Source organism: Mesorhizobium silamurunense (assembly GCF_014843905.1).
Taxonomy (GTDB): domain Bacteria; phylum Pseudomonadota; class Alphaproteobacteria; order Rhizobiales; family Rhizobiaceae; genus Mesorhizobium; species Mesorhizobium silamurunense.
Genome location: NZ_LPVS01000070.1, coordinates 1 through 19,962 on the forward strand (window position 1 = coordinate 1; position 19,962 = coordinate 19,962).

A 19,962-nucleotide genomic window follows, 5' to 3' on the forward strand; every position below is an offset into this window, starting at 1 on the left:
GGTGATTTCGCCGCCGCTACCGTTGACACAACTCGCCTCATATGAGGGGGCTCTGGCCGGGTGCGCGGTCTCCTGACAGATTCCTGCGACCTTAATGCGATAAGTCGAGGGAAACGCACCGCATGGAGGAATTCATGACCGAGACGCTGGAGATCGTCAGCTTCCGCCTCAAGCCGAAGGCTGCGGGCGATTTTGTCGCCCAAAATGGCATCGTCACCGACTGGCTCGCGCGCCAGCCCGGCTTTCTCAGCCGCCATCTCGGCAAGCGAGAGGATGGAAGCTGGATCGACTTCGTGCGCTGGCAGAGCCTCGAACAGGCCCAGGCAGCGGCGCAGCGGATCATGGCCGAGATCGGCGATTGCGAGGCGATGCGGGCGATCGAGCTGGCCAGCGTCGCCATGAGCCATGCCGTTGTTGCACTGTCGATGCCTTAGCCGGACGGGCCGATACCTGAGCCGCTCAATTCAGGCGATGGCTTTCCAAAGACGCGGATAGTCGACAACGAAGCCGGACGGCGCGACCTCCAACACCTCGTCGTAACCGAATTTCGGCGCGGCATAGGCATAGCGGGTGTCGTCGAGGCGGCGGTAGATTTGGTCGAGGCGTTCGAGCCGCAGTTCGGGAAAGGCCAGATAGGCCGCGGGGGCAGGCATCGCAATGCCAGGCCGAAGATCGAAGCGTCGGATCGGCAGGAGATTCGAAGCGGGCGTGAAACCGAGGTCCAGGTCGATAAGGCCCATCACCTGTGCCTGCTTCTCGCCGTTGAGCATCCAGTCGCCGTCATCAAGTCTGTCGAACTGATAGTGGAGTGCGTCGCCGCCAAGAAATCCTTCAACGCGCGCGGCGCGGGTCCCCCATCCGGCATCGCAGTCGATCTCATAGGAAAGCCCGCACGGCGCGCCTCCTTGCATGAATACGGCCTGCCCTTTCAGGCTCCAGCCGTCGCCCGCCTTGGCAAGCAGACAGCCATCATGGCCTTCCTGGTCGAGCCGACGCCAAAGGATCGAGGCCTGCATGTTTCGCTCCTTCGAAGAATGATGTCCTTCCTTCGCTCGCGAAGCAGCCCTGTTTCATCGCGGGACGTATCAAGCTGCCAGGTGCTGACAACCTGGGGCGCGGTATCGGCAAAGCGCCGCCGCTGATCTTCTCCCTGGCAGCAGCAGAAAAAACCTGCCTTGACTTTCTCCGCCGTGGACCCGACTTCCTAGCGTTCCCCGACTTCCCAGCGTTCGAGGAGACCCGCCCTATGCCTGAGCCCCGCCGATCGACCATCGATGCCGGAGAAGTCGAGCGCTTCTCCGCCCTTGCCGCCGAATGGTGGAACCCGAACGGCAAGTTCCGGCCGCTGCACAAGTTCAACCCCGTGCGGCTTGCCTATATCCGCGACCAGGTGGCGGCGCGATTCGGCCGCGATCCGCGCGCGGCCAGGCCGTTCGAGGGCCTGCGCTTCCTCGATATCGGCTGCGGCGGCGGGCTTTTGTGCGAGCCGATGGCGCGGCTTGGCGCCGAGGTGGTCGGCGCCGACGCCTCGGCCACCAACATCGAGGTCGCCAAGCTGCACGCGGCGGAGGCCGGCGTCAGTGTCGACTATCGCGCCACCACGGCCGAGGCGCTGGCCGACGCCGGCGAGACATTCGACGTCATCCTCAACATGGAAGTGGTCGAGCATGTCGCCGATGTCGATCTGTTCGTCGCCAAATGCAGTGAGATGGTCCGGCCCGGCGGCATTATGTTCGTCGCCACCATCAACCGCACACTGAAGGCGCTTGGCCTTGCCATCATCGGCGCCGAATACGTGCTGCGCTGGCTGCCGCGCGGCACCCACCAGTTCGGCAAGCTGGTGCGGCCCGAAGAGCTGACAAAGGCGCTCGGCGCAGCGGGGCTCACGGTCATCGACCGCACCGGCGTCATCTATCATCCGCTGGCCGACCGCTGGCAGAAGTCCAGGGACATGGACGTCAATTACATGGTGCTGGCCGAAAAAGCCTCGGTCTGACCGGCCGAAGCCTTACAGCCAGCCGCTCGTCTTACGCTTCGAGCGGCCGATAGCCGCCCCGCCAGTAGATCAGCGCCTGGCCGGCGTCTTGTGTCCTGACCGCCTCGACGGTGCCGATGACGATCGAGTGCGTGCCGCGATCGATCATCTCGTCCAGGCTGCAGTCGAAGGCCGCTACCGCATCGGCAAGCAATGATGCGCCCGTTTTTAAAGTCGTCCATTCGGCGCCCTCGTAGCGGTCCTTGCCCTTGATGCCGCCGAAGCCGGAGAACCGCTCAGCCACGCGCTGGTGCTGCGGACCGAGCGAATTGACGCCGAAATGCCGGTAGCGCTCGATGATCGGCCAGGTGGATGAAGAGCGGTTGACGCAGGCGATCACCTTCGGCGGCTCCGCCGAAAGCGACACCATCGAAATGACGACGAGACCGGAGCGGTCGTCGCCGACGCCTGCGGTGATCACGCTGACATTGCCGACGATGAGCCGCATGCGGCGCGGAAGTCTGCGACACTGACCGGACCTTCTGGCGCGGACAAGGCTTCTCCCCTTTCGCCTAGGCCGCCGACCGCATCGCGGTCGGCGCGACGCGATGCCCCTCTCTTCGAGGATAGGCAGCACCGTATCGCGGAAATAGGGGAATTCCTCGACATAGTCGACAAAGGACAGCCGATTCAGCGCGACGCGCTTTTAGAACATTAAGCTGCCTGGCTTTGCATCTTCAGGCTTGGCTGGCTCTGCGCCTTGGTGGTGACGAACACGCCGGCGGTGATGATGCCGGCACCCAGCCAGGTCAGCAGCTGATAGTGCTCGCCGAGGAAGATCGTGCCGGCAAAAAGCCCGACGGCCGCCGCCACATAGCCGATCTGGCTGAGATAGACCGGACCGCCGACCGCCTGCAGCCGGAAGAAGAAGGCAAACATCGCCGAAGCCGACGCCACCTGTCCGGCGACCACCAGCGGCACGCCGCCGAGCGGAGCAAAGGCTTGCCAGCCGAACAGCGTCAGGATGCCGAGGAGAAGCAAAGTCGCCGACGCCAGATGACTGCCGACGGCGAGCTCGATCGGACCTGTACTCTCCGGCCAGTCGACGGTCCGGTAGATGTTGCCGGCGGCGAGGCTGACCGGGATCAGCAACCCGATCGCCACCCAGAAATAATCAGCGGGCTGGCCGGCCTCGCCGCGCGTGAGCGCGACCATCGCAGCACCGACAAAACCGACGGCGATGCCGATGACGCCGAGCAGGTTGGGCCGCCGCACGCCGAGTAGGATCGAGAACACAAGCGTGATGACCGGCGACAGCGTGAACATGATGCCGGTGTATCCGGCGCCCAGATGCGGAATGGCCGAGAACATCAAGAGATTGGGAAAGGCATAGGACACCGCCGCCGTGACGAAGAAATAGCGCAGCTTGTGCGCCGTCAGCCGGATGCGCTGGCCAAGCAGCAGAAGCGCGATCAGCAACACAGCGCCGGCGCCGAGCGAAATGACGAAGGCCCAGACCATGGCCGGCACGCCGGCGGCGGTCGCGAGCTTGCCGAAGGGCAGCGTCATGCCGAGCAAGCCGCCGGTGACGATCAGAAGGCCGAGTGCCGAATCCCAGAGAAATTTCATCCGTATGATCCTATCGCTGCGAAGCCGAGCTTGGCGGTCGCCCTGGCTTGAGGTAACATAGCGGAAAGATTCTTAATGTCAAGATACTTTGCGGTGAGGCACATGGACCGTGCGGCGAAAGCGATCGAGCAGTGGAAGCGCGAACGGCCGGATCTCGACGTCTCGCCGATGGCCGTGATCGGACGGTTGAGCGAAGCCGCGTCGCTGATCTCGCGAGAGCGGCTGGCGCCACTCTTCGCCCGCTTCGCATTGCAGCAAGGCGAGTTCGACGTGCTGGCGACGTTGCGCCGCTCCGGCGCTCCCTACTCTCTGACGCCGACCGAGCTTTACGAGGCGACGATGGTCACATCCGGAGCCATGACCGCCCGGCTCGACCGACTGCAAAAGGCCTGCCTGATCCGGCGCGGGCCGCACCCGAGCGATCGGCGCGGGGTTGTGGTGCAACTGACCGAAAGAGGCCTCGCCTTGGTTGATGAGGCACTTACGGCCCACGTCGCCAACGAGCACACAATTCTGGCCGGCCTGACGTCCGAGGATCGCGAAGTGCTGGCAAAATTGCTCGCGAAACTGATCGGGAGTATGGGTTAACCAATCAAGCGGTTTGGTGGCGCGCGAACCTGCGCCTATGCCGCCATCGCCGATAAGATACGGTCAGGTTGACAAGCCAAGCCGGCATATTGATCGCCACCGGTTTGCGCAAGGCCAATTCGGAACTCAGTTCCGATCCTCCGGCAAGCTTGGAATCGGCATGAACTCGACGCCGTCCTCGGCGAGGCTTTGCGCCTCCTCCGGCGTCGCCTCGCCATAGATGCCGCGTGGATCGGTCTCGCCGAAATGGATCTTGCGCGCTTCCTCGGCGAATTTGTCGCCGACATAATCGGCGTTCTCGCGCACCTTGTCGGCCAGCGCCTTGAGCTGCGCCAGCGCCTGCTTCTGCGCCTCGCCCATGGCGAGCGCCATCTTTTCCTGCTTGCGGGAAGTCGAGACGGCCGGCGCCATCAGCGCCTTCTCGACCTTGTGCGAGCCGCAGGTCGGGCAATCGACGAAGCCGCGCTTCTTCTGGGTATCGAAGTCGTCATTGCCGCGGAACCAGGCTTCGAACTCGTGCTCGTGCTCACAAATAAGCGAAAAACGGATCAAGAGGCTGCACCCCTGAGGCGCGGCGCCTCGCCCTCGCCGGCATTGACGGTGAAATCCCGCGCGTTCTTCAGATTGGGAATTTTCCGGCGCGCGGCAAGCGACTGCGCCGGATCGATCTCGGCGACGATCACGCCTGGTTCATCATGCGCGGCCTCGGCGATGATGCGGCCCCACGGGTCGACGATCAGCGAATGGCCATAGGTCTCGCGGCCGTCCTCATGCAGGCCGCCTTGCGCTGCGGCAATGACATAGGCGCCGTTCTCGATCGCGCGCGCCCTGAGCAGCACGTGCCAGTGCGCCTCGCCGGTCTGGCGGGTGAAGGCGGCGGGCATCGAAAGCAGCTCCGCCCCTGCCAGCGCCTCGGCGCGGAACAGCTGCGGGAAGCGCAGGTCGTAGCAAACGGCAAAGCCCAGCCTCGCGCCGTCGATCGTGGTGACGACAGCCTCCTTACCCGGCTCGTAGGAGGCGGATTCGCGCCAGCTCTCGCCGTTGTCGAGGTCGACATCGAACATGTGGATCTTGTCGTAATTGGCGATCAAGGCGCCATCCGGCGCGAACAGGAACGCGCGATTGGCGAGCTTGCCGTCGGCGCGCAGGATGGCCGTCGAGCCGACATGCAGGAAGATGCCGAGTTCCTTCGCCAGCTTGCGCGCCGTCGAAACCACGACGTCCTTATCCTCGGTTGTAAAGGCGGCAGCAACTGCCTGTTTGTCGCGGATCAGCGCGCCGGTCATTTCCGGTGTCTGGACATAGGTGGCACCCTGGCTTGCCGCCTCACGGACCAGCCGTTCCATGTCGGCCGCGTTGCGCTCCGGGCTGGTCCCCGAACGCATCTGCACTGCCGCCCCCTTGAAAACGCCCATGGTCAAGCCCTCGCTCCGTTGGCAAGCAGTGTGTCCAGCCGGCCCTGAGACTCCAGTTCATGGAGGTCGTCGCAGCCGCCGACATGCGTGTCGCCGATGAATATCTGCGGAAAGGTGGTGCGCCCATGCGCCCGGGAAATCATTTCCTGGCGCAATTCCGGCGAGAAGGAAGCGTCGTGCTCGGTGTAGGCCACCCCCTTGCGCTCGAGCAGCCGCTTGGCGGCCGCGCAATAACCGCACATCATCCGGGTGTAGATCGTCACATCGACCATTAATCAGTCATCCTGCCAATGCATGCCGCTCCCAAAAGTTGCGGAACAATGACATGCACCAAAATACAACCCTATATAGTCGCGGACTCATCGGCCCGAAAGTCCCCCGGCAGGACGCGGGCGAAGGTCAGCACGTCGACCGCTCCGGCGCCGCCCTTCTTCAGCGCCTTGGCCCAGCGCGCACGGTGGCGCCAGTGGTGAAGACATCGTCGATGACGAGCACCCGGCGCCCGGCGATCTCGATCTCGGCCTCAGGCGGGACGCGGAAAGCGGCGCGCACATTCTCCTCGCGCTCGTGCCGTTCCAGCCCGACCTGCTGGCGGGTGAGCTTCACGCGTCTCACCGCCGTCGGCGAAAAGGGCAGGCCGCTGAGCTTCGATACCGCCCGCGCCAGCTCGGCCGACTGGTTGAATTGTCTGCGCAAGAACCGGCGCCAGTGCAGCGGCACCGGCACCACAACATCGGCCTCGGCGATCAGTTCCGCGCCGGCGCGCATCATCCAGCGCGCCATCCACGGCGCGAGATCCGTGCGGTCCTGATATTTCAGCCCCTGCACCATCTGGCGCGCGACGCCTGAATAGACCACCGCCGCCCGCGCCCGTTCGAAAGGCGGCGGATCGGCGATCGCTTCGGCGGAGAGAAAGCCCTCGCCCATGTCATGGATGAAAGGCGTGCCCATCACCGGGCACCAGGGCTTCTCCAGCAATCGAAGCTTCGGCCAGCAGGCGCCGCACAGCACGCCGGGCTGCGAGACTTGGCGCCGGCAGCCGGCGCAGACCGGCGGAAACAGCATGCGCGCCGGCCAGCCCAACGCCTGCCGCGCCATGTCCTTGATCGCAATGGTCTTGATCTTGTGCACCGGATCGGCCACGTGAAGGAAAATCCCGCGCCACCATAGCATCGGTCCGGCATGCGCGGACAACAGGAATAGCCCATTGCAGCCCTTGATCGACACGGAGCTCTGGCTTGCGCACAAGCGCCGGGCGCTCATGCACCCCGTCGATGGCGCCGATTTCCTGATGCGGCGGGCGGCGGAGGACCTTGCCGACAGGCTGGGCGCGGTCGAGCGCAAATTCGGCGAGGCGGCGGCGCTGTTTTGCCAGACAGCGGCGGCAACCCAAGTGCTCGCCCGCAGCGGCAAGGTGGCCGAGATTGTTCGCGTGGAGATGGACGACGCCTTCCTTGCCGGCGAAGCCGGCGTGCTGGCCCCAGCGGAAACCGTGCCGTTCGAAGCCGAAAGCCTCGATCTCGTCGTCTCGCTGCTGTCGTTGCAAGCGATGAACGACATCCCGGGCATGCTGGCGCAGATCCGTCGCGCGCTGAAGCCCGACGGGCTGTTCCTCGGCGCTCTAGCCGGCGCCGGCACGCTTGCGGAGCTGCGCGAAAGCCTGCTTGCCGCCGAGACCGAGCTTCATGGTGGCGCGAGCCCCCGCGTCCTTCCATTCACCGATGTGCGCGACGCCGGCGCGCTGCTGCAGCGTGCCGGCCTGGCGCTGCCGGTCGCCGACGTCGAAACAGTCACGGTGCGCTACTCCTCGCTATTCGGCCTTGCCGCCGATCTGCGCGCCATGGGCGAGACCAGCCCGCTTTTCGACCGCAGCCGGCGTCCGGCCACCCGGCGGCTGTTCGCCCGTGCCGCCGAAATTTATGCCGAACGGTTCTCGGATCCGGACGGCCGCATCCGGGCGAGCTTTTCGATCGTGTGGATGTCCGGCTGGGCGCCCGACGCCTCACAGCAGAAGCCGCTCAAACCCGGCTCAGCCAAGGTCTCGCTGAAGACGATCCTGGAGAAGCCGACGGGGCATTAACCGATCCGAGCCGGGGGTCTACGGCAATTCCAGGAAAAGCGTTTAGCAGTTTTCCTTTCGGAATTGCGCAAGACAGATAGCCGACGCTGGACCGCTCTGATACGCGGTCAGTGCTTGGCAAAGGCGTTGGCAAGTCTGCTGTTGTTGTCGGAGAACAGCCACTGGATCGCATCGGCGGCCTTGCCGACGCCGCCGACGATTGCAAGCGACAGCACGGCAGCGATCAGGCCATATTCGATGGCCGTGGCGCCCGTTTCATCTTGTAGGAATTGCTGCAGCAGGTTTTTCATGGTCGTCGATCCCTCTTGCCGGGAACCATAAGGCCTACCCGTTAAGAAAGGTTAACGGCAAAAGCTTAACGGGGGGTGAAACAGCCGTTTCTGGCGGAATTTATTAACCAATTAGCAGTCGCCGTGGCGGCTGCCATCGTTGCGGATCACGCAGATGGAACTCGGCAGCGGCTGCAGCACGCTTCGCCGCAGCGTGTAGGTGTCCCGGTGGCCGATCGAGCCCGTGCTGGTCATGTCGAGACCGCCGATCAGACCGTTATGTGCGCCCTGCGGCCGCGTCTGGCTGTCCAGGAAAGGCGTCGCGATCAGCGCCAGCGCCACCGCGGCCGACCCGAAAAGCAAGGCGATCCGTAAAATACCCATGCCGGCATCGGCGGCGCGGAAAGTGCGGTCGGGCCGGATCGAGTCCCACTCTCTCTCGAGGCTCATGGATTGGCTCCAAACAAATCTGGATGCCGCCGCGCGGACGACTTTGCCTCAATCTTCCACGTCGAGATAAATCTTCCATTAACGCTGCCTAAAACAGACGAGGCATACGGCAGCTGAGGCAAATCCCGTCCGGAATTGCGTAAAAACAGTCAGCGTCTGGTGGAAACGCTGAACTACCCTGACGATCACAACAGATCGATGAGGAACTGGATCAGCGGCGCGTCCGCCGGCGGCATCGGATAGTCGCGCATCTGGCGCGGCCTGACCCATTTCAGCCCCTGCCCTTCCTTCGGCTGCGCGATGCCGCGGAACTTCCGGCAGACATAGAGCGGCATCAGCAGGTGGAAATCGTCATAGCTGTGGCTGGCGAAGGTGAGCGGCGCGAGGCAAGGGATCTCGGTCTCGATGCCGAGTTCCTCATGCAGCTCGCGCACCAGGCATTCCTCGGGCGTCTCGCCGGGCTCGACCTTGCCGCCCGGAAACTCCCACAGGCCGGCGAGCTGCTTGCCTTCGGGGCGCTGCGCCAGAAGCACACGCCGATCGGCGTCGACCAGCGCGCAGGCCGCGACGAGGAGCAGGCGCCTTCCGGCTGGCTTGATCCCGCTCATGCGCCAGGCGGCCGCCGATAATGGTAGCGGTAGACTTCCTCGAAGCCGAGCGACCGATAGAGCGATAGCGCCGCAGCATTGCCGGCCTCAACCTGCAGCCAGACTTCGCGCGCCCCGCGCAGCCGCGCCCATTTCAGCGCCGACAGGATGAGGTTGCGGCCATGGCCCTTGTTGCGCGCCGATTTTTCGGTGGCGACCTCAAACAGTCCGGCGAGGTCGCCGTCATGGACGCAGATCAGCGTCGCCAGCGGCTCGTTGCCGTCTTCGAGCGCAAACAGCCCGGCTTCCGGCTGGATGGCGCCGATGATCTCCGACAGGCCGGGCCGCAGCGCGGCGTCCGAGCCGTTCGTCCTGATCGCCGCGCCGATGAACCGGCTGATGTCCTTCAGCGGGATCTGGTCCATAGCCGCGTCGAGCTCAGCCTCCTTGAGCGGCAGCCGCATCACCAGCGACTCGTCGAACCGGTTCCAGCCCGCCTCGTCGAGATGCTTCGACAGCACCTGCCCCGAAAGCGGCGACATGCGAAAGGTCAGCGGCCTGCCATAGGCGTCGAAGCGGCGGCTGGCGCGCACGATGCGCTCGGCAATGTGCTGGGTGTCGCCCGGATCGAGCGGATTGACCGAATTCAGGCGCTTCGCCGGATGGCCTGCCGTCAGCCGCACCACCCACGTCCCGTCATAGTGGACGGCCGCCGCCGGCCAGGCGCGAAAGCCCGCCGCCTCGTAGCGCCGCACGATCGCGAGCACGCTTGCCGGATGTCTCGACACCGGCGCCATCAGCTCCGGTAGTCGCCATTGATGGCGACATATTCCTTGGTGAGGTCGCAGGTCCACACCGTCGCCTTGCCGCGGCCGATTCCGATGTCGGCGCGGATGCGGATGTCGTCCCGCTTCATATAAGCCGAGGTCGCTTCTTCCGAGTAAGCCGGATCGCGTTCGCCCTCATGCGCCAGACGATTGTCGCCGAACCAGATCGACAGCCGGTCGCGGTCGGCCGGCTCGCCCGCCTTGCCGACGGCCATGACGACGCGGCCCCAGTTGGCGTCCTCGCCGGCGACCGCCGTCTTGACCAGCGGCGAATTGGCGATCGAAAGCGCGATGCGCTTGGCCGAGCGGGCGGACTTGGCGCCCGTGACGGTGACCTCGACCTGCTTGCGCGCGCCCTCGCCGTCGCGCACCACTTGCAGCGCCAGCGACTTCAGCACCTTGCCCAACGCGCGGCGGAAGGCGCCGAGCCGCGCATCCTTCGGATCGCTGATCGCCGGAGCGCCGCGCGCGGTGGCCTTACCGGTGGCGAAGATGAGCAGCGTGTCGCTGGTCGAGGTGTCGCTGTCGACGGTGACCGCATTGAAGGTCTTGGCCGTGCCGCGCGACAACAGGTCCTGAAGCACGGGTGCCGCGATCGGCGCATCGGTGGCGATGAAGGAGAGCATCGTGGCCATATCGGGCGCGATCATGCCGGCGCCCTTGGCAATGCCGTTGATGGTCACGTCGGCATCGCCGAGCTTCACCATCTGGGTTGCCACCTTCGGATAGGTGTCCGTGGTCATGATGGCCTTCGCCGCCTCGGTCCACAGGTCCGGCTTGCCTTCCTTCACCAGGCCGGCAAGCAGATGGCTGAATTTGTTAGTGTCGAGCGGCTCGCCGATGACGCCGGTCGAGGCCAGGAACACCTCGCTCTCGGAGCATCCGGCGGCCTTCGCCGCCGCCTCGCCCGTCAGCGCGGTCGAAGTCTTGCCCTTCTTGCCGGTGAAGGCATTGGCATTGCCCGAATTGACCACCAGCACGCGCGCCTTGCCGGCGGGCAGGTTCTGGCGGCAGTAATCGACCGGCGCCGAGGGGCATTTCGACTTGGTGAACACGCCGGCGACGGCCGTTCCAGGATCGAAGACCATGGCAAGCAGATCAGTGCGATTCCGATATTTGATCCCGGCCTCGGCGGTGGCGATGCGCACGCCCTCGATGACCGGCATCTTGGGGTATTTCTTCGGTGCGAGCGGCGAAATCGTTGCGGACATGGGGACCCCGGAGCGGCAGAACGCGAAAGGAAGGCCGGTTTGCCCGATAGAACGCGCTGGCGCAAGAGGCGTTCTGGCCGCGGTTCGCGGGCTCAGTTGATGACGCCACAACCTAAAACGGTCCGTTTCGTTTCGCCTCAGGACCCAATATGATCGACAGAAGATTCATCGACTAAGGACGCAGAAATGGGCGAAGTCGCCCCGGGGCGCAAGTCGATCGGCGCAAAGCGAAACCCGGAAAGCGCCGACGCCATCATCGAGGCCGCCGAAGCGGTGCTGGCGGAGGCCGGCTATTCCGGCTTTTCGATCGAGGCCGTCGCACGGCGCGCGCGGGCCGGCAAACCGACCATCTATCGCTGGTGGCCGAGCAAGGCGGCGCTGCTGATCGAGGTCTATCAGCGGCAAAAGCGTGTCGCGGTGCCCGATACCGGCAAGCTCGAAGAGGATCTTGCCGGCTTCCTCGTGAATCTGTTCGCGCATTGGCGCGACACTTCGTCCGGCAATGTCTTCCGGTCGCTGGTCGCCGAAGCGCAATCCGACCAGGCCGCGGCGGTGGCGCTTGCCGACTATACAAAAGGCCGGCGCGCCCATACCGGCGGGATGATCGAACGCGCCAAGGCGCGCGGCGAGGTGGCGGCGGACGTCGACGCCGATATCGTGGCCGACCTGATCGCTTCCTACGCCTGGAGGCATCTTTTGACCAATCGCCTCGATGAAGACGAGGCGACGATCCGCACCGCGGTGCGTTATGTGGTGCGCGGCATAGCGCCCGCCTGAAACGCGAAAAGGGCGCCCGAAAGGCGCCCTCTGCAATGCTCCTAGCCGATGCGGAATTACTTGCCGCTCTCCAGCGTGTCGACCGCCGCTTTCAGCTTCGCGTCCGGGATCTCGACCTTGGCGGCACCGCGCAATTCCTTGACCATGGCGAAATACTTGTCGCGGATCACCGCCTGCTTGGCCTGATCCTTGACGTCGTCGAAGGCCGGCGGCTGCTTGGCGCGCTTGTCCTCGACCTTGATGACATGCCAGCCGAACTGCGACTGCACCGGCTCCTTCGAGTATTTGCCGACATCCAGGGCAAACGCCGCCTTGTCGAACTCCGGCACCATCTGGCCAGGGCCGAACCAGCCCAGGTCGCCGCCACTGGTCTTGCCGCTCGGGTCGCTGGTGTGCTCGTTGGCGAGCTTCTGGAAATCGGCACCGCCATCGAGCTGCTTGATGATCGCCTCGGCCTCTTCCTTCGTCTTCACGAGGATGTGACGGGCATGGATCTCATTGACCGGCGGCGTGTTGGCGATTTCCTGGTCGTAACGGGCGCGGACATCCGCATCCGTCACCTTGTCGACGACCTCCTTCTCGACCACCTCGCCATGCAGGGCGCGCTGCTGCAGGAACGCCATGCGGCGCTGGAAATCGGCATCCTTGTCGAGACCGCTGTCGACCGCCTTCTTGGCCATGACGCGGATTTCGATGGCCGCCGAAAGGGCGGCGGCGCGGCGCTGTTCCGGCGGCAGTTGCTGGAATTGCTGCGACAGCTCGCCTTCGGCCAGCGCAAGGTCGGCCTCGGTCAACTTCTCGCCGTTGATGGTGGCGACCACGGCGTTCGGATCGACCGGAGCGGTGGCGGGAGCCGCAGCGTCCGGCTGGGCGGGCTTGGTTTCCTGCGCCATTAGCGGCGACAGCGAAAGAGCCGAGAGCCCGAAGGCCAGGCCAAGGCTGGCGAGCGACGCGCGGCGGAACGACAAGGACATCAAGATAAACTCCAATGGGGGATTGCCAATAAGGATCGCTTGAGCGGAAGGGTTCCAATCCGTCCGATTGTGGCGGAATTTGGCGCTGCCCATAGGGTCAACGCGGCGTTGACATCAGTTGAGCCCCCTCTTATCTGTCCAACGACTTGGCGTCCAGAACCGTTTTCCGGGCGCTTTTTGCGTTTGTCCGCATTCACGCGGATTTGATGGGCCCGCCAGGCGCCTGTCGCAAACGGCTAAAATTGCTATCGAAAGGGCCATTGGATGGTCAGTCTCGGCGCTCTCGCGCGTAAGGTTTTCGGCTCCTCCAACGACCGCCGAGTCAAGTCGACCCGGCCACGGGTCGAGGCCATCAACGCCATGGAAAACGAGATGCGGGCGCTCTCGGATACCGAGCTTGCCGGCCGCACCGAAAAATTCCGCCAGGATCTCGCCAACGGCGCTTCGCTCGACGACCTGCTGATACCGGCCTTCGCCACCGCGCGCGAGGCGGCCCGCCGCGTTCTGGGCATGCGTCCTTTTGACGTGCAGTTGATCGGCGGCATGGTGCTGCACAATGGCGGCATCGCCGAGATGCGCACCGGCGAGGGCAAGACGCTGGTCGCCACCTTGCCGGTCTATCTCAATGCGCTCGCCGGCAAGGGCGTCCATGTCGTCACCGTCAACGACTATCTCGCCAAGCGCGACGCCGAATGGATGGGCCGCGTCTACAAGTTCCTTGGCCTGACCGTCGGCATCATCGTCCACGGTCTTTCGGATGACGAACGCCGCGACGCCTACGCCGCCGACGTCACCTACGCCACCAACAACGAGCTCGGCTTCGACTATCTGCGCGACAATATGAAATACGAGCGTTCGCAGATGGTGCAGCGCGGCCATGCTTACGCCATCGTCGACGAGGTCGATTCCATCCTGGTCGATGAAGCACGCACGCCGCTGATCATTTCCGGTCCGCTCGAGGACCGCTCGGAAATGTACAACACCATCGACGCCTACATGCTGAAGCTCGGCCCGGCCGACTATGAGGTCGACGAGAAGCAGAAGACTACGATCTTCACCGAGGACGGCACCGAAAAGCTGGAAAACATGCTGCGCGATGCCGGCCTGTTGAAGGGCGAGTCGCTTTACGACGTCGAGAACGTCGCCATCGTCCACCACGTCAACAACGCGCTGAAGGCGCACCTCCTATTCCAGAAGGACAGGGACTACATCGTGCGCAACGGCGAGATCGTCATCATCGACGAGTTCACCGGCCGCATGATGCCCGGCCGCCGTTATTCGGAAGGCTTGCACCAAGCGCTCGAGGCCAAGGAACATGTGCAGATCCAGCCGGAGAACCAGACGCTCGCCTCGGTTACCTTCCAGAACTATTTCCGCCTCTACAAGAAGCTCGCCGGCATGACCGGCACGGCGCTGACCGAGGCCGAGGAATTCGCCAACATCTACAATCTCGAGGTCACCGAGATCCCGACCAACCTGCCCGTCATCCGCAAGGACGAGGACGACGAGGTCTACCGGACCGTCGACGAGAAGTACAAGGCGATCGTCAAGGAGATCAAGGAGGCGCGCGACAAGGGCCAGCCGATCCTGGTCGGCACCACCTCGATCGAGAAGTCCGAGCAACTGGCCGAACGCCTACGCAAGGACGGCTTCAAGAATTTCGAGGTGCTGAACGCCCGCCACCACGAGCGTGAGGCCTCCATCGTCGCCCAGGCCGGCAAGCCCGGCGCCATCACCATCGCCACCAACATGGCCGGCCGCGGCACCGACATCCAGCTCGGCGGCAATGCCGACATGCGCATCGCCGAGGAGCTGGCCGACATGCCTGAAGGGCCCGAGCGCGAGGCCAGGGAAAAGGAAATCCGCGACGACGTCGCCCGCCTGAAAGAGAAGGCTCTCGGCGCCGGCGGCCTCTACGTGCTCGCCACCGAGCGCCATGAATCGCGCCGCATCGACAACCAGCTTAGAGGTCGTTCGGGAAGACAGGGCGACCCCGGCCGCTCGAAATTCTTCCTGTCGCTGCAGGACGATCTGATGCGCATCTTCGGTTCCGAGCGCATGGACGGCATGCTGCAGAAGCTCGGCCTGAAGGAAGACGAGGCGATCATCCACCCGTGGATCAACAAGGCGCTGGAAAAGGCGCAGAAGAAGGTCGAGGCGCGCAACTTCGACATCCGCAAGAACCTCTTGAAATATGACGACGTCTCGAACGACCAGCGCAAGGTGGTGTTCGAACAGCGCATCGAGCTGATGGACGGCGAGGGCCTATCGGAAACGATCGCCGAGATGCGCGAGGGCGTCATCGAGGAAATCGTCACCAAGAACATCCCCGAAAACGCCTATGCCGAGCAATGGAACGTGGCCGGCCTGAAGGAGGAAGTGGCGCAGTACCTCAATCTCGACCTGCCGATCGAGGAGTGGGTCAAGGAAGAGGGCATCGCCGAGGACGACATCCGCGAGCGCATCTCGGCCGCTGCCGAGGCCGCGGCGAAGGAACGCGCCGAGCGTTTCGGCCCCGACGTGATGAGCTATGTCGAGCGTTCGGTGGTGCTGCAGACGCTCGATCATCTGTGGCGCGAGCACATCGTCAACCTCGACCACCTGCGCTCGGTCGTCGGCTTCCGCGGCTATGCCCAGCGCGATCCGCTGCAAGAATACAAGGGCGAGGCCTTCGAGCTGTTCCAAGGCATGCTCGGCAATCTGCGCCAGGCCGTCACCGCGCAGCTGATGCGCGTCGAGCTGGTCCGCCAGGCTGCCGAAGCGCCGCCGCCCGAAGCGCCGGACATGTTCGGCAGCCACATCGACGGCACCACCGGCGAGAACGATTTCGAGGGCGGCGAGACGGCGTTGCTGGTTCGCCAGGAATCCAATGCCATCGTCGCGCCGGAAAATCGCGACCCGAAGAACCCGGCAACCTGGGGCAAGGTCGGCCGCAACGAGGCCTGCCCCTGCGGCTCCGGCAAGAAATACAAGCACTGCCACGGAGCATTCGCCTGATCCCTTTTCCCTTCTCCCCGTTTTACGGGGGTGACGTGGTCCGCGCAGCGGACGAAAAGCCAATTGCTTGGCTTTTCGAACGACGAACGCCCGGAGCGATAGCGAAGGGCCGGGTGAGGGGCAGCGCCGACACCGGCGATGCCTCTTCTCACCCAGGAACCGGTGTTTACAACAACCCCGACGCCCGCGCCGCGGCCGTCGCCTCGCCGCGCGAGACGGCTTCCAGTTTCTCCAGCACCGCCGAGACATGGTGATCGACCGTCTTCGGCGAGATGGTCAGGTGCGCGGCGATCTTCTTGTTGGAGAAGCCGCGCTCGATCAGCTGCAGCACTTCCATCTGGCGCTGGGTCAGGCCGGCGAGGTTGGTGCGCGTTGCCTGCCTTGGCCCCCGCGCGATATGGCTGACGCCGCTCTGCCGCATCAGGCCGCGCACATGCTGCGCTACCGGCCTTGCGCCAAGCCCTTCGAAAATGTCGAGCGCCTCGCGCTGCGCCGCCTCGTCGCCCTGCAGCAAGGCGAGCGCGCGCTCGAAGGGGGCGTCTATCCTGGCCCAGAACGCCGCGGCACCCCGCCAGTCGCCGGCAAGCAAAAGGCGATGCGGCTCGGCCATGCCGTCGATCTCGCCGGGATCGCTGTCAGGCGACAGAAATTGGCGCCAGGTTGCCAGCTCGCCAACCACGGCGCGCGTCGGCGACCGGCTTTCGGCAAGATCGATAAGGCGTAGCGCCTCGGCTCTGTCGCCCTGTCCTAGCCATGCGAGCTCCGCCATCACCGCCGCGTAAGGCGCCAGCCGCTGCAGCTCCATGCCTTTATCCAGGAACCGCTTCATCTCGTCCAGCACCGGCCCGGCTGATGGATCGCCGCGCCTGATGCGCAGTCTCGCCAACGCCACCAGCGAGGGGTAGCGCACCAGCGCGGTCGTCGCCTCGTCGTCAACGACATCATGCGCTATCGTCGCCGCCTCGTTCCACAGGCCGCGCCGCAGCAGCAACTGTGCCTGCACGCCGCGCATGTAGTCGCGCCAGGTCGCCAGATCGTTCTCGACGCAATAGGCGATGCCGCGGTCGAGGAAGGCTTCCGCCTCGTTGAGGTTGAGCCTGTTCATCTCGACGCAGGCGCAATTGGTGAATGCGCGCGCCGCATGCTCCTGGAAATTCCCCGCAAGGGCGATTCCAAGGCTGCGGGCGAGATCGCGTCGCCCTTTGGCGAAATCCAGCCATTGTCCGGCGGCGCCGACATTGTTGAGCGCGTGGCAGAGGATGTCCGGCCGGTTCAGCCGCTCCGCCAGCCCGACGGCCTTGGCTCCAAGCGAAAGCGTCTCGTCGAGCCTTTCGGCCAGCATCGCCAGCTGGGACAGGTTCGAGTAGGCCATGGCAAGCTCGGCGCTGTCGGGCGCCGTTTCCAGAAGCTCGACGGCCTGCACGCCGAACCGGTCCGCCGCCGCGCGGTCGCCGACGAGATAGGCGAAGCGCGACAGGCATCTGAGGCTGTCGCCTTCCTTCAGCCTGTCGCCAAGCGCCTGCCACAGCCGGCGCGCCTCGCCCTGCGCCTCCATGGCCGCGTCGATGCGGCCGATCAAATGGCATTCGAAGGCATGGCCTTCGTGCAGCGCCGCCTGGCCTTCCATCGGCAGGGCGTCAGAATAGCGCAAGGCGACCTCGTAATGGCCGGCGGCATCGCGATGCGCGCCGACGCGCGAGGCCTCGCGCGCGGCAAGCGGCGCAAGCGCGCGCACGGCCTCCAGGTTCTGCGCCTCCACCGCATGATGCACCAGCCTCGCGGTAGCCACATCCGGGTTCTCCTGCAGCGCTGCGAGCGCGCGCTGGTTGTACTCTCGCCGCCGGCTCGGCGTCAGCGCCATCTCGATGGCGCGGCGGGCGATCTCGTGCCGGAAGGCGTAGCCGTCGCCGAAATCCTCGAGCAGGCCTTGGCTGACGCATTCGGCGAGCTGACCGGCGGCGGCGATCCCGCAAAGGCCCTGCAGCGCCCAGCCGTCGGCGCGGCGCGGAAACACCGACACCGCGTCGAGCATCGAGCGGGCGCCGGGTGACAGCCGCTCTGCCCGCGCCAGCACCGCGTCGCGAACACTCGCCGGCAGCGCGGTGTCGCTTTCGGCGGTGAGCAGTTCCGTGACGAAGAAGGCATTCCCGGCGGTGGCCCGGTAGATGGCGCCGCCGTCGCGGTCGGCCAGCTCCGCTAGCGACAGCACCGCGGCCTCGCTGAGCAGCGGCACCTCGATACGCACGACATTGCCGGTCGGGATCTCGCCAAGCGCGCGGCGCACGCGCATCTGTCCCTCGCTGCGATCGGTGCGCGCCGTGATCAGAAGCAGGATGTGGGAGTTTGCAATGCGCCGGCCGAGGAAGCGGACGAAATCGAGCGTCGCGTCATCCGCCCAATGCAGATCCTCGATGACGAGCAGGCTCGGGCCTTTCGCCTCGAAGATGTCGAGCGCGTCGGAAAACAGCGGCAGCTTCTGCCCCTGCCGGTCATCGATCGCGCGCGGCAGTTCCCATTGCGCCTCGCGGGCGAGGTCGTAGAGCGGCCCCAGCGGGTCGGGGATCGACAGGTCCTCGCAGGCGCTGCGCAGCAACGTCACCCCTTGCCCCACATGACTCATGAAAGCCTCGGCCAGCGTCGTCTTGCCGGCACCGGCCTCACCCGCCAGCGCCGCGACGCGGCCACGGCCTTGTGCCGCGTCCGCCAGCAGGGCCTCCAATTGCCGCAGCTGCGTCTGCCGTTCCAGAAGCATCGTCAACTCTCTCACCAGTCGGAATTTTGCCATGGCGGCTTGCCGCCGCGATAGTACGGGATAGGGACTCGACAATGTGACCTTCCACACATTGAGGTGCCTCTCTCCACAAATAACGTCGCCAGCATGGGGAATCGTCCCACCCAATATGGGGAAAGGCTCCGATGCGCGGATTTTGCGAGCGTGGTTTTAGTCCGGCCGCGCTCGAACCGAGCGTCAATCAATTCATGAAAGGAAAACCAATCATGCCTCGCTATCTGGTTGAACGCACATTTCCCGACGGCCTCAATGTGCCGATGAACGATGCCGGCGCGACCGCCATGGGCGGCGTCATCGCCCGCAACGCCGAAAAGGGCGTGACCTGGGTGCAGTCCTTCGTCTCGCCCGACAAGTCGAAGAGCTTCTGCATCTACGATGCCCCCTCGCCGGAGGCGATCCGCAGCACGGCGCAGAAGAATTCGCTTCCCGTCGACAAGATCACGGAGGTGCGGGTCCTCGACCCCTACTTTTATCGCTGATCGAACAGCCGAGCGAGAGAACGATGCGCTTCAGACCGTCCCTGCCGGCGGCGGACCTGATGTCATGCCGGACAGCGAGGGAATACCCGCCCCGGCGGATATCCTCGCGCCACGGCACGGCTTCATCCGGCGGGCCGTGTCGGCGCTGTTTTCGCCTTTGCGAAACCGGCGCCGCCTTCCGCTCCCGCGGGATGACTATCTGAGACGCGACATCGGCCTCGAGGAGCGCGAGATGCCGCGCGAATATTGGGAATATTGGTGGCATCACCGCTGATTTTTGACCGGCGGGTCCGGGCAGTTCCGCCACAGCAATAGCAGGCGAGACAGGCATTTGCCGAACCTGGCCTTTGGCCGGCCGGCTCTGCCTTGCGCGCCTTAACCGAATTGGAGAGGAAAAAATGAGCATCCGCAATTGGAACAGAAGCCTGGTCGCCGCATCGGCGCTGGCTATCCTGGCAGTTGGCGCCGTCAGGGCCGAAACCATCAACCCGCTCGCCGAGAAGGTGCGGGCGGCCGACGGCCGCTTCGAGGACGTCGCGGTGGCGAAAGCCGAGGGCTATGCGCCGATCCCCTGCGCCAGCGGCCTCACCGGCGGCGCCATGGGCATCCACTACGTCAACGCTGCCTATCTGAAGGACGACGCCGTCAACGTCGCCAAGCCCGAGGCGGTGATGTACGAGCCGATGGCCGACGGCACGCTGAAGCTGATCGCTGTCGAGTACATCACCTCGAAGGGTCCGGCCTCGCTCGAAGGCCATCTGTTCAACTTCAACACGGCGCCCAATCGCTACGGCCTCGGCCCCTTCTACGAACTGCATGTCTGGGCCTGGAAGCAGAACCCCACCGGCGCCTTCGCCGACATGAACCCGAACGTGTCCTGCGACGCGATGAACGGGATGTAGGAGGCGCGCCC

Annotated in this window: 22 protein-coding genes and 1 pseudogene; 9 read left to right on the forward strand and 14 right to left on the reverse strand. The window is 64.9% G+C overall.

Annotated elements, in window-relative coordinates:
• The first annotated feature begins 134 nt into the window (after positions 1–134).
• Positions 135–434 (forward strand): antibiotic biosynthesis monooxygenase family protein, encoded by a 300-nt coding sequence (locus AU465_RS19260; RefSeq protein WP_192251268.1) that lies wholly within the window; start codon positions 135–137, stop codon positions 432–434.
• 30 nt (positions 435–464) lie between these two features.
• Here the strand turns inward: AU465_RS19260 and AU465_RS19265 are convergent, their stop codons facing one another.
• Positions 465–1,016 (reverse strand): putative glycolipid-binding domain-containing protein, encoded by a 552-nt coding sequence (locus tag AU465_RS19265; RefSeq protein ID WP_192251283.1) that lies wholly within the window; start codon positions 1,014–1,016, stop codon positions 465–467.
• A 230-nt stretch (positions 1,017–1,246) separates the two neighbouring features.
• Between AU465_RS19265 and ubiG the strand changes: the two genes are divergently transcribed.
• The gene (gene ubiG, locus AU465_RS19270; RefSeq protein ID WP_192251286.1) at positions 1,247–1,996 is read left to right on the forward strand and encodes a bifunctional 2-polyprenyl-6-hydroxyphenol methylase/3-demethylubiquinol 3-O-methyltransferase UbiG; all 750 of its coding nucleotides are present in this window, start codon (positions 1,247–1,249) and stop codon (positions 1,994–1,996) included.
• A gap of 31 nt (positions 1,997–2,027) precedes the next feature.
• Here the strand turns inward: ubiG and AU465_RS19275 are convergent, their stop codons facing one another.
• Both AU465_RS19275 and AU465_RS19280 read right to left on the reverse strand, forming a co-directional pair.
• Positions 2,028–2,483, reverse strand: coding sequence for a flavin reductase family protein (locus AU465_RS19275; protein WP_192251288.1), 456 nt, complete (start codon positions 2,481–2,483; stop codon positions 2,028–2,030).
• A 206-nt stretch (positions 2,484–2,689) separates the two neighbouring features.
• Positions 2,690–3,604: a DMT family transporter gene (locus AU465_RS19280; RefSeq protein ID WP_192251292.1), complete on the reverse strand. Its 915-nt coding sequence runs from the start codon at positions 3,602–3,604 to the stop codon at positions 2,690–2,692.
• 102 nt (positions 3,605–3,706) lie between these two features.
• Here AU465_RS19280 and AU465_RS19285 point away from each other — a divergent pair, with 102 nt between their 5' ends.
• Complete coding sequence (locus tag AU465_RS19285) at positions 3,707–4,192, forward strand: MarR family winged helix-turn-helix transcriptional regulator (protein ID WP_192251295.1); 486 nt, start codon at positions 3,707–3,709, stop codon at positions 4,190–4,192.
• Positions 4,193–4,318: 126 nt separating this feature from the next.
• Here AU465_RS19285 and AU465_RS19290 read toward each other — a convergent pair whose 3' ends face one another.
• From AU465_RS19290 to AU465_RS19305, 4 genes and pseudogenes are all read right to left on the reverse strand, one after another.
• Entirely contained in the window at positions 4,319–4,744 is a 426-nt protein-coding gene (locus AU465_RS19290; protein ID WP_192251298.1) for a DUF1178 family protein, read from the reverse strand.
• Positions 4,741–5,607 carry a carbon-nitrogen hydrolase family protein gene (locus AU465_RS19295; RefSeq protein WP_192251956.1) on the reverse strand — a complete coding sequence of 289 codons (867 nt, stop codon included), beginning with the start codon at positions 5,605–5,607 and terminating at the stop codon, positions 4,741–4,743. The genes AU465_RS19290 and AU465_RS19295 overlap by 4 nt, the downstream gene beginning before the upstream one ends.
• 2 nt (positions 5,608–5,609) lie before the next feature.
• Positions 5,610–5,879: a glutaredoxin 3 gene (grxC, locus tag AU465_RS19300; protein WP_192251301.1), complete on the reverse strand. Its 270-nt coding sequence runs from the start codon at positions 5,877–5,879 to the stop codon at positions 5,610–5,612.
• 71 nt (positions 5,880–5,950) lie between these two features.
• Positions 5,951–6,750: pseudogene (locus AU465_RS19305) on the reverse strand (ComF family protein).
• Between the two features lie 64 nt (positions 6,751–6,814).
• On the opposite strand from AU465_RS19305, the gene AU465_RS19310 reads away from it, so the two are divergent.
• Positions 6,815–7,687, forward strand: coding sequence for a methyltransferase domain-containing protein (locus tag AU465_RS19310; protein WP_192251304.1), 873 nt, complete (start codon positions 6,815–6,817; stop codon positions 7,685–7,687).
• A 107-nt stretch (positions 7,688–7,794) separates the two neighbouring features.
• Here AU465_RS19310 and AU465_RS19315 read toward each other — a convergent pair whose 3' ends face one another.
• The 5 genes from AU465_RS19315 to argJ form a co-directional block, all read right to left on the reverse strand.
• Entirely contained in the window at positions 7,795–7,977 is a 183-nt protein-coding gene (locus AU465_RS19315) for a Flp family type IVb pilin (RefSeq protein ID WP_192251307.1), read from the reverse strand.
• A 111-nt stretch (positions 7,978–8,088) separates the two neighbouring features.
• Positions 8,089–8,406 carry a hypothetical protein gene (locus tag AU465_RS19320; RefSeq protein ID WP_192251310.1) on the reverse strand — a complete coding sequence of 106 codons (318 nt, stop codon included), beginning with the start codon at positions 8,404–8,406 and terminating at the stop codon, positions 8,089–8,091.
• A 185-nt stretch (positions 8,407–8,591) separates the two neighbouring features.
• Positions 8,592–9,014: a (deoxy)nucleoside triphosphate pyrophosphohydrolase gene (locus AU465_RS19325; protein ID WP_127426148.1), complete on the reverse strand. Its 423-nt coding sequence runs from the start codon at positions 9,012–9,014 to the stop codon at positions 8,592–8,594.
• Positions 9,011–9,790 carry a GNAT family N-acetyltransferase gene (locus AU465_RS19330; RefSeq protein ID WP_192251313.1) on the reverse strand — a complete coding sequence of 260 codons (780 nt, stop codon included), beginning with the start codon at positions 9,788–9,790 and terminating at the stop codon, positions 9,011–9,013. Before AU465_RS19330 ends, AU465_RS19325 begins: the two co-directional genes overlap by 4 nt.
• Positions 9,790–11,031, reverse strand: a complete 1,242-nt coding sequence (gene argJ / locus AU465_RS19335) for a bifunctional glutamate N-acetyltransferase/amino-acid acetyltransferase ArgJ (protein WP_192251316.1) — start codon at positions 11,029–11,031, stop codon at positions 9,790–9,792. The genes AU465_RS19330 and argJ overlap by 1 nt, the downstream gene beginning before the upstream one ends.
• Before the next feature lie 186 nt (positions 11,032–11,217).
• On the opposite strand from argJ, the gene AU465_RS19340 reads away from it, so the two are divergent.
• The gene (locus tag AU465_RS19340) at positions 11,218–11,808 is read left to right on the forward strand and encodes a TetR/AcrR family transcriptional regulator (RefSeq protein ID WP_192251319.1); all 591 of its coding nucleotides are present in this window, start codon (positions 11,218–11,220) and stop codon (positions 11,806–11,808) included.
• Between the two features lie 56 nt (positions 11,809–11,864).
• Here AU465_RS19340 and AU465_RS19345 read toward each other — a convergent pair whose 3' ends face one another.
• The gene (locus AU465_RS19345; RefSeq protein ID WP_192251322.1) at positions 11,865–12,782 is read right to left on the reverse strand and encodes a peptidylprolyl isomerase; all 918 of its coding nucleotides are present in this window, start codon (positions 12,780–12,782) and stop codon (positions 11,865–11,867) included.
• Between the two features lie 264 nt (positions 12,783–13,046).
• On the opposite strand from AU465_RS19345, the gene secA reads away from it, so the two are divergent.
• Complete coding sequence (secA, locus tag AU465_RS19350) at positions 13,047–15,779, forward strand: preprotein translocase subunit SecA (protein ID WP_192251337.1); 2,733 nt, start codon at positions 13,047–13,049, stop codon at positions 15,777–15,779.
• 166 nt (positions 15,780–15,945) lie between these two features.
• Here secA and AU465_RS19355 read toward each other — a convergent pair whose 3' ends face one another.
• A complete protein-coding gene (locus AU465_RS19355; protein WP_246506258.1) occupies positions 15,946–18,564 on the reverse strand; it encodes an ATP-binding protein in 2,619 nt (872 codons plus the stop codon).
• 212 nt (positions 18,565–18,776) lie between these two features.
• On the opposite strand from AU465_RS19355, the gene AU465_RS19360 reads away from it, so the two are divergent.
• The 3 genes from AU465_RS19360 (at position 18,777) to AU465_RS19370 (ending at position 19,951) form a co-directional block, all read left to right on the forward strand.
• Positions 18,777–19,049: a DUF4242 domain-containing protein gene (locus tag AU465_RS19360; RefSeq protein ID WP_126091742.1), complete on the forward strand. Its 273-nt coding sequence runs from the start codon at positions 18,777–18,779 to the stop codon at positions 19,047–19,049.
• Positions 19,050–19,113: 64 nt separating this feature from the next.
• Complete coding sequence (locus AU465_RS19365; RefSeq protein ID WP_192251339.1) at positions 19,114–19,323, forward strand: hypothetical protein; 210 nt, start codon at positions 19,114–19,116, stop codon at positions 19,321–19,323.
• A gap of 124 nt (positions 19,324–19,447) precedes the next feature.
• Entirely contained in the window at positions 19,448–19,951 is a 504-nt protein-coding gene (locus AU465_RS19370) for a hypothetical protein (protein WP_192251341.1), read from the forward strand.
• The last annotated feature ends 11 nt before the right edge of the window (positions 19,952–19,962 follow it).

Excerpts from the sequence above, each read along its gene's own strand:
- AU465_RS19265 (WP_192251283.1), bottom strand. The coding sequence starts at position 1,016 with ATGCAGGCCTCGATCCTTTGGCGTCGGCTCGACCAGGAAGGCCATGAT.
- grxC (WP_192251301.1), bottom strand. The coding sequence starts at position 5,879 with ATGGTCGATGTGACGATCTACACCCGGATGATGTGCGGTTATTGCGCG.
- AU465_RS19280 (WP_192251292.1), bottom strand. The coding sequence starts at position 3,604 with ATGAAATTTCTCTGGGATTCGGCACTCGGCCTTCTGATCGTCACCGGC.
- secA (WP_192251337.1), top strand. The coding sequence starts at position 13,047 with ATGGTCAGTCTCGGCGCTCTCGCGCGTAAGGTTTTCGGCTCCTCCAAC.
- ubiG (WP_192251286.1), top strand. The coding sequence starts at position 1,247 with ATGCCTGAGCCCCGCCGATCGACCATCGATGCCGGAGAAGTCGAGCGC.
- AU465_RS19360 (WP_126091742.1), top strand. The coding sequence starts at position 18,777 with ATGCCTCGCTATCTGGTTGAACGCACATTTCCCGACGGCCTCAATGTG.
- AU465_RS19345 (WP_192251322.1), bottom strand. The coding sequence starts at position 12,782 with ATGTCCTTGTCGTTCCGCCGCGCGTCGCTCGCCAGCCTTGGCCTGGCC.
- AU465_RS19285 (WP_192251295.1), top strand. The coding sequence starts at position 3,707 with ATGGACCGTGCGGCGAAAGCGATCGAGCAGTGGAAGCGCGAACGGCCG.
- AU465_RS19325 (WP_127426148.1), bottom strand. The coding sequence starts at position 9,014 with ATGAGCGGGATCAAGCCAGCCGGAAGGCGCCTGCTCCTCGTCGCGGCC.
- AU465_RS19365 (WP_192251339.1), top strand. The coding sequence starts at position 19,114 with ATGCCGGACAGCGAGGGAATACCCGCCCCGGCGGATATCCTCGCGCCA.
- AU465_RS19275 (WP_192251288.1), bottom strand. The coding sequence starts at position 2,483 with ATGCGGCTCATCGTCGGCAATGTCAGCGTGATCACCGCAGGCGTCGGC.
- AU465_RS19330 (WP_192251313.1), bottom strand. The coding sequence starts at position 9,790 with ATGGCGCCGGTGTCGAGACATCCGGCAAGCGTGCTCGCGATCGTGCGG.
- AU465_RS19370 (WP_192251341.1), top strand. The coding sequence starts at position 19,448 with ATGAGCATCCGCAATTGGAACAGAAGCCTGGTCGCCGCATCGGCGCTG.
- AU465_RS19295 (WP_192251956.1), bottom strand. The coding sequence starts at position 5,607 with ATGGGCGTTTTCAAGGGGGCGGCAGTGCAGATGCGTTCGGGGACCAGC.
- AU465_RS19355 (WP_246506258.1), bottom strand. The coding sequence starts at position 18,564 with ATGGCAAAATTCCGACTGGTGAGAGAGTTGACGATGCTTCTGGAACGG.
- AU465_RS19260 (WP_192251268.1), top strand. The coding sequence starts at position 135 with ATGACCGAGACGCTGGAGATCGTCAGCTTCCGCCTCAAGCCGAAGGCT.
- argJ (WP_192251316.1), bottom strand. The coding sequence starts at position 11,031 with ATGTCCGCAACGATTTCGCCGCTCGCACCGAAGAAATACCCCAAGATG.
- AU465_RS19315 (WP_192251307.1), bottom strand. The coding sequence starts at position 7,977 with ATGAAAAACCTGCTGCAGCAATTCCTACAAGATGAAACGGGCGCCACG.
- AU465_RS19340 (WP_192251319.1), top strand. The coding sequence starts at position 11,218 with ATGGGCGAAGTCGCCCCGGGGCGCAAGTCGATCGGCGCAAAGCGAAAC.
- AU465_RS19320 (WP_192251310.1), bottom strand. The coding sequence starts at position 8,406 with ATGAGCCTCGAGAGAGAGTGGGACTCGATCCGGCCCGACCGCACTTTC.